This window comes from Microcoleus sp. SVA1B4, assembly GCF_036700545.1.
Taxonomy (GTDB): Bacteria; Cyanobacteriota; Cyanobacteriia; order Cyanobacteriales; family Microcoleaceae; genus Microcoleus.
Map to the genome: position 1 here is coordinate 1 of NZ_JAUBPB010000120.1, position 7,466 is coordinate 7,466.

General features: G+C 44.0%; 7 protein-coding genes. 3 read left to right on the forward strand and 4 right to left on the reverse strand.

Annotation, left to right across the window (positions count from 1 at the left end; all coding sequences use genetic code 11):
• Window positions 1–165 precede the first annotated feature (165 nt).
• The gene (locus QT987_RS29000; protein WP_333246896.1) at window positions 166–1,620 is read right to left on the reverse strand and encodes a methyl-accepting chemotaxis protein; all 1,455 of its coding nucleotides are present in this window, start codon (window positions 1,618–1,620) and stop codon (window positions 166–168) included.
• A gap of 571 nt (window positions 1,621–2,191) precedes the next feature.
• Here QT987_RS29000 and QT987_RS29005 point away from each other — a divergent pair.
• Window positions 2,192–3,214 carry a cysteine peptidase family C39 domain-containing protein gene (locus QT987_RS29005; RefSeq protein WP_333246898.1) on the forward strand — a complete coding sequence of 341 codons (1,023 nt, stop codon included), beginning with the start codon at window positions 2,192–2,194 and terminating at the stop codon, window positions 3,212–3,214.
• Window positions 3,215–3,332: 118 nt separating this feature from the next.
• Here QT987_RS29005 and QT987_RS29010 read toward each other — a convergent pair whose 3' ends face one another.
• The 3 genes from QT987_RS29010 to QT987_RS29020 all read right to left on the reverse strand — a co-directional run bounded on the left by QT987_RS29010 (window position 3,333) and on the right by QT987_RS29020 (window position 4,991).
• The gene (locus tag QT987_RS29010; RefSeq protein ID WP_333246900.1) at window positions 3,333–3,617 is read right to left on the reverse strand and encodes a type II toxin-antitoxin system YafQ family toxin; all 285 of its coding nucleotides are present in this window, start codon (window positions 3,615–3,617) and stop codon (window positions 3,333–3,335) included.
• The gene (locus QT987_RS29015) at window positions 3,614–3,844 is read right to left on the reverse strand and encodes a hypothetical protein (protein WP_333246902.1); all 231 of its coding nucleotides are present in this window, start codon (window positions 3,842–3,844) and stop codon (window positions 3,614–3,616) included. Before QT987_RS29015 ends, QT987_RS29010 begins: the two co-directional genes overlap by 4 nt.
• 97 nt (window positions 3,845–3,941) lie before the next feature.
• Window positions 3,942–4,991 carry an isochorismatase gene (locus QT987_RS29020; RefSeq protein WP_333246903.1) on the reverse strand — a complete coding sequence of 350 codons (1,050 nt, stop codon included), beginning with the start codon at window positions 4,989–4,991 and terminating at the stop codon, window positions 3,942–3,944.
• Between the two features lie 77 nt (window positions 4,992–5,068).
• On the opposite strand from QT987_RS29020, the gene QT987_RS29025 reads away from it, so the two are divergent.
• Both QT987_RS29025 and QT987_RS29030 read left to right on the forward strand, forming a co-directional pair.
• Window positions 5,069–5,800 carry a TVP38/TMEM64 family protein gene (locus QT987_RS29025; RefSeq protein WP_333246905.1) on the forward strand — a complete coding sequence of 244 codons (732 nt, stop codon included), beginning with the start codon at window positions 5,069–5,071 and terminating at the stop codon, window positions 5,798–5,800.
• A 16-nt stretch (window positions 5,801–5,816) separates the two neighbouring features.
• Complete coding sequence (locus QT987_RS29030; protein ID WP_333246907.1) at window positions 5,817–7,352, forward strand: mercuric reductase; 1,536 nt, start codon at window positions 5,817–5,819, stop codon at window positions 7,350–7,352.
• The last annotated feature ends 114 nt before the right edge of the window (window positions 7,353–7,466 follow it).

Here is a 7,466-nt window from a genome sequence, read left to right on the forward strand (position 1 = left end):
ATTCATCCGTCCAGAAATAAAAAACCTGTATCCGATGAAACTTGCCGAACGTATTTATCTCGCGCAAGTCAATGCTTGAATCTAAAATCTAAAATCTAAAATCTAAAATCGATTGACTCAATGCTATCAATTGCTAGTCTGCTAGCCCAAAACACTGAGCACCATTTAGACAATTGAATTGAGATTGTGGGCTGCATCGTTCAATTGTTGAGTGCCTACTTTGGTTTGAGTAATACCACTAGCTGTTTCTTTTGCAGATAGGTTGAGGCTGTTCATAGTATCCACTACTTGTTTAATAGCAACTGCTTGTTGTTGAGCAGTTAGAGAAATTTGTTGATTGTTCAATACCACATTGTTAACCGCATTTGCTACTTCCGAGAAAGCTGCTGCCGTTTCTTGACTGATTATGGTTCCTTCTTCTACTGTTTTAGTACCTTCCTTTGTCACCGTTACGGTGGAATTTATCGCATTCTTGATATCATCGACTAGGCGGTTAATTTTCTCGGCTGATTTCTTACTTTTATCTGCTAGTTTGCGGATTTCTGTGGCTATGACAGTAAAACCTTTGGCGTTTTCACCCGCCCGGACTGCTTCTACTGAGGCATTCAGTGCCAGCATATTTGTTTGATTTGCTAAATCTGTGACATCAGTAGAGATATTGCCAATCTGATGGGTTTGTTCGCTCAATTTCAGAATTTGTGCCGCGATCGCCCCGACATTTTCTTTCAATATTGTCATCGATTCCAGTGTTTGCTCCACTGCTAGGGTTCCCTTTTCAGTGATCTTTAAAGCTTGCCGTGCAGATTCCGCACCAGCTTGGGCTTGCTGGGCTGATTGTTGGGAAGCAGTGCCCAACTCATCCATTGTGATTGTAGTTTGATTTACAGAGCTCGATTGCTGGGCGGCTGTGCGTTCCTGCTGTTCAACTGTGGCAGCAATCTCTGTGGAAGAACTAACAATCATATTGACTGACTGATTCATGCTCTTTGCAATGCCTGAAGCAATCCACAAAGCGAGCACAATTGCCGTAAGTGCAGCTAAAGCAGTGCTTAAAATCACCACTGTAGTCAGGAACTGCAAAGCTTGAATTTGCTCTTTTTCTTGATCAATTAAAATCCCTTCCTCGGTGCTTTGAAACTCCTTAGCTATAGCATCAACCTGACGAAGCTTTGGTACAATTTGTGTGTTCCATAAGTTAACTCCATCGTCTCGCTTACCTTGCTCAACCAAAGAAAAGGCTTGTTTATAGATTTTGTCTATCTGATTTTTTAAGACCTTCATTTCATCTAGCCGCTGGCGCTGTTGCGGGTTTTGTGCCCGATTAAGTAAATCCTGATAGGATTTGTCAAAGCTGTTTGCCTCTTCATTGTATTCAGTTAAGAAAGCACTATTTTTGGCCAAAAAATACCCCCGAGCAGCTTTTTGCATACCTGCAAATCCTAGCTGTTGAGTTTTTAAATCTATAACAACAGCATTAGAATTATTTAGAATTTTGGCTTTTTGTTCTACTTCTTTAGCATTAAAGAAAACCAAAGTAGCGGCTCCAACTGACAGCAAAATCGGTAGGGAATATCCCCACAGAATACGCTCTCTTAATTTGGTGGCTTTGAAGTTAATCATCTTAATTTTTTCCTCTCTTTAAAAAACAAACAAATTCATCTCCTTCAAAACAATGGGAACTGCATATCCGAGTCGCCTCCGGTTTCTCAGCTTTAAGTTGGCAAACATGGCAATATCTCCTGTTGGGTTAGGTAGCTGAATTATCTGATTCTCAACCATTGACTCAGACTCATCAAGAAAAACCTGAAAAAACTTAATAGCGAGCAAGCTATGCAGGTCAAAGCCTTTAGGATTAAGGGTTGTTTTGCCTGCTTCGATTTTGGATAAATCCTGTTTATTCGATTGTAGCGGGAAATTCAGGAACCAAACCCAAACATCGTCAATCGATTTTAGATTTTAGATTTTAGATTTTCGATTGACTTGCGCGAGATAAATGCGGGGGCTTGAGGATTTTCGATTTTGGATTGATTCCACGGATAAATCACGTGGCGGGTACCACCTTTGAAATTCGTGGTCAAATTCTCTCCCCCACTGTTTCTCTTTCCCAGTGTTCCTCTCTCCCACTATTGATTGGGGTTCAAGTCGATCGCATAAATGTTACAACCTAGTTAAGCAACACAATTTTGAGTTCATGGAAATAGTAGTGACGCTGGTGCTGGGTTCGGTGCTGTTTGTCTGGGGAATGCGGTTCGGGCGGGTGTTAGTTCGATCGGGAGTGACGGCTAACGACTTGTTTAAGGGCAGAAATTCGATCGCCCTGCTGTTTTTGGGTTTTTATATTGCCTTGCTGCTACTGGCTCTAAATCTGCCTCAAATGCCAGCTTTGCCGATCGAGTGGCGCTTTCACGGAATGCGAGTTACTTGGACTTTACTCAGAGTGATGTTGATGGGAGTCTGCGGTATTGGCTTTAGTGTAAGCTGGTTGACGGCGCGATCGCAAGTAATCGCAGTCATCCTAATTGGCTTGTTGGGATTGGGAGGATTTACAGGCGCTGAAAACTATTTTCTGGCGCCCATTTACGCTGATTTAATAGATAATTTGCAGCCAAACGGTGTATTTCGGCAAACATCTAACAGCAGTTGCGCCCCCGCCGCCCTAGCAACAGTGTTAAGGCGTTGGGGAATCGAGGCGACGGAATCGAGTGTAGCGCGTTTTGCACGGACGAGTCGCTTGGGAACTTCGATGCCACAAATAATTGTAGCAGCAAGAGCTTTGGGCGTAAATGCGATCGAACTAACGCCAACTTGGGAGCAAATTCAGCAAATTAATCGCCCCGGAGTGCTAGCAGTTTGGCTATTTGACGGCCCTCGGAAGCTACCGCACGCGGTGGCTTTGCTGGGAATGAATGACAGTGTAGCTGCCATTGGAGACCCGGCGCGGGGCAGGATTTTCTTTTTAGATAGGGCAACTTTTGCCCAGGTTTGGCGCGATCAATACGTGCCGATTTTCCGGTCTGCGGATATCTTGTTAAGCAATCAGCAAGCTATTGACTATTTGAGTAAATTAGGATATAATTCTGGTAATTTGCAAGCAGATATTGAGCGCTTTCAAACAGATAAAAATTTAAAAATCAGCGGCAGCTTAGATCGGATGACTGAGTTAATGCTGAGCGGCAGTTTTTTGGAAGGAGTACCCCGATTGGATGGGAAATAAGTATTAGAAATCAGGAAATGTAGCGGCGGGTTTAACCAACCATAACCGCCTAAAATTGATCGTCTCAAAAACCCGCCCCCACCCCACGGACAAGTAAGTATTAGAAACGGATTTTGTGCTAATAAACTTCATCATGCGTCCCGATATCTAGCAGAACAATGACCTCACAGTTAGTTTCGGTATCCTGTTCGATAGAGAAGACAACACGACAATCATAGCCACAAGAACAAGACTGAAGACCGTCAAGTTGGCCGCTGAGTTTGTGGGTACCCAAGGCAGGCAAAAATACGTCTGCTTCCATTTGTTGAAGAGTATCTTCAATGCGCTGCTGGAGGTCAGCATTTCGCCTCACAAACTTTCGGAATGCCCGTTTGAATTTAGGGGTTAAAATCAGCCGTCTCATGATTCTGACTCGTCGTGCAAAGACTGGCGCAAAGTCGCAACGACATCCTCGGCTGATTGCTGTCGAAATTGGCCTGCACGGAAATCAGCCAAGGTTTGTTGGGCATCCGCAGCTATTTCTGCACGGCGATTTTCGCGGTGACGGTTTTGTAGAATTTTAATCAACATTTCCTGCTGTTCGTAGGTGAGCTTCAAAGCAGTTTCGAGGACGTGATCGAGGGTATTCATAAAGTTAAGCGATTAGTTCTAATAGCCAGTTGCTAAGTTATCTCTATTCTACCTCACCAACAAGCTAACTATGCTCATTTTAGCTTTCCTCTAAACACTATCTGTCTAAATAAATATCGGGCCAACTCTCCATTAACTGAGTAGACTTAACCACATTCATTCCCGCCGCCGCAAATTTTTGATAAGCTGCATCTGCTTGTTCCGTAAAATCAACAACACCCGGAACAACCACAGGCGAAGTGCAATCTTCCAGCAAATAAACCTTCTTTGCCAAATTCGGATCTCGCGCCAAAATTTCCGTTAACAAATCATCAACTGTCCAAGCAACGCAGTGACTTTTGGCTTGTCCGGCAATAATTACCGCATCAAAATCGAGCAATTTCTCAATAAACTTAGCATTCTTTTCCGCAATCGGATTGCCGTCGAATCCATCTAAAACTTCAGGCCGCAAAACCGAATAGTTTTCAGTCAGTGGATTCCCGCCTTTGATCTCAAAAACTGCTTGGCTGTTGCGGGCTATAGTATGAAAAAATACAGCTTCTTCCACCGCAGAAACCAGGGCGTGTCCGATGCCACCTAACATTGAGTGATAGGGCCAAATTGTCAGGGGATATTTCCCATCGGCGCTGAGTTTTTTGACGTAGTGGCAAGCCTGTTTTTCCAGTGCTGAAAAATTGCCCCCCCTGATGCTATTGGCGACGGCTGGATTGACTTTCCAAATGCCTTTTTCGACTTCTTCGAGTGTAATAGAAGTTGCGGCTGGTAGGGGGTGTTCGCCAGCTTCGTTTATCCAAAAAATTGGATGAAAAATTTGCATGGCGGTGTGGGTATCCATTGTCGGCGCAATGGTTGTAATTGCGTTTAAATTGCGGTAAATAAATTCGCACAGTCGCAGGTTGTCATCAACTGCGCCGCTACCGGAACGCCCGCCCACAAATAATTCAAATTCGGGCAAACAAAAGGTATTTTGGGCATCGATTATCAGCAAACAAATGCTGTTTGTGTCGCTGGATGCTGGCTGAATGTTGTGCTGCTTTGCCCAATCTTTCGCTTGGGCGGCGCGTTCTTGGTAGGGTACTCGCCAGACTTCGCCTAATTTTTCGGGGTCAAAATGTTCGGGGATTGGAAGTTGGGCTTTTGGTGTCATGACGATCGCTTGTAGGGTAGTTTACAGTAATAATTTAAGTTTGGAGTATAATGCTGATAAATATTTGCGGGTGAATCATGGCAAAAGCACGAATCCAAGATTATGCTAGGGTAAAACTTAAACGCATCGTGTTGTTTTTTGCGATCGCACTTTTGCTCGCTCTCTTAATTGTAGCAACTCGCTCTGCCTACGTTCAAGATGTTTTGAGAACTCTGTTAATGCGGATCGAGGATTTAGGGTGGTGGGGGCCAGTGGCTTTTGTAGCTACTTATAACTTGGCTACTGTGCTGTTTGTACCGGGTTCGGTACTGACGCTGGGAGGGGGAGCGATTTTTGGTTTGTGGTGGGGTTCGGTTTACGTCTTTGTGGCGTCCATTTTAGGTGCTGTATTTGCTTTTGCGATCGGGCGCTATTTGTGTCGCGATCGCGTGGTAAAATATATGGAATCTCACCCCAAGTTTAATGCTCTCGATCGCGCCGTTTCCCAACAAGGATTAAAAATAGTTTTTTTGACTCGTCTTTGTCCTTTATTTCCTTTCAATTTATTGAATTACGCTCTGGGAATCACTCAAGTTTCTTTGAAAGATTACGTGCTGGGTTCCTTTGGCATGATACCGGGTACAATTATGTACGTTTACTCCGGTTCTTTGGTGGGAGAGGTTGCTGCGATAGGCACGCAAACTGTGTATGCAAATCCTCAAGATTCCGCCGTAAAATGGTTGATTAATATTATCAGTTTTCTCGCTACTGTCGCTGTTACTGTCTTTATCACTCGGATAGCCAGCAAAGCTTTAGAAAAAAGTATTTAATTAGGAGAATTTGCCAATGTCACAATCAAAAGTCGATCGCGTAACTGTCCCCCCGATGGACGAACACAACCAGAAATTAGTCTCCTATTTGCATCCGCCCGATTGGGTAAATCCGCAGCCGGCTAGTTCTTATAATTTAGTAGTAATTGGCGCGGGACCCGCCGGATTAATTGTGGCTGCAGGTGCCGCAGGTTTGGGCGCGAAAGTTGCTTTGATTGAAAAACATTTGATGGGCGGCGACTGTTTGAATGTCGGTTGTGTGCCGTCAAAAGCTTTAATTCGCTCGTCCCGCACTGTTGGCGATATCTGGGAAGCAAATAAATTTGGTGTTAATGTTTCTGACAGTGTAGAAGTGGATTTTGCCGCTGTGATGGAACGGCTGCGCCGCATCAGGGCGGGAATCAGCGATGTTGATTCTGTTCAACGCTACCAAGATAAATTAGGAGTTGATGTTTTTTTAGGTTCGGGTCGTTTTACTAGCAATAATACAGTAGAAGTTGCAGGTCAAACTCTCCGCTTTAAAAAAGCAGTAATTGCCACAGGTGCAAGGGCGCGACAAACGCAAATTCCCGGTTTACAAGAAGCTGGATATCTGACAAATGAAACTGTTTTTAACCTGACCGAAAAACCGCAACGTTTGGCAGTAATTGGCGCCGGGCCGATCGGCTGCGAATTGGCTCAAGCCTTTCGGCGACTGGGTTCGGAAGTCGTGTTGTTGCACAAAAATGCTCAGATTTTAGACAAGGAAGATGCGGATGCTGCTAAAATCGTGCAGGAGGCTTTTGTAAAGGAAAAAATTCAGCTAATACTTGAATCCCAAATAGAGCGCGTTGAGAAAACAAATGCAGGCAAAGTAATTTATTATAAATCTCAAGGTAAGGAAGCATCGGTAACAGTAGATGAAATTATTGTGAGTACAGGGCGATCGCCCAACGTCGAAGGATTGAATCTGGAGGCGATCGGCGTAGAATACGATACACAAACAGGCGTATTTGTCAACGACAATTTGCAAACTACTAATCCCCGCATTTATGCCGCAGGCGATATTTGCATGAAACATAAATTCACTCACGCTGCTGATTTTGCCGCGAGAATAGTAATTCAAAACACTCTATTTTTCGGGCGCAAAAAGCTCAGCGCTTTGACGATACCTTGGTGTACTTACACACACCCGGAAATTGCTCGCGTCGGAATTGGGGAACACGAGGCTAAGGAAAAAGGCATTGATATCGATACATTTTTAATTCCTTTCAATCAAGTCGATCGGGCAATTATTGACGGCGAAGAGGAAGGATTTGTGAAAATTCACGTCAAAAAAGGTAGCGATAAAATATTAGGTGCAACTATTGTAGCGCGACACGCTGGGGATATGATCAGCGAGATTACTTTGGCAATGGTTAACAATATTGGTTTGGGAAAGATTGCTAGCACAATTCACCCGTATCCGACACAAGCTGATGCAATTCGGAAAGCCGGAGATGCTTACAATCGCACTCGTTTGACGCCGTTTGTGAAAAATTTGTTTAATCGCTGGCTGGCTTGGACGCGGTAGTTTGAAATGTATTGAATCAACACCAGGTACAATTGAACCGTAGATACTGTCTTGACCTGTCAAGGGGTAGCAGTCAAATAATTGGGGTCGAAAGGCTTTTGGGATTTTAAAATC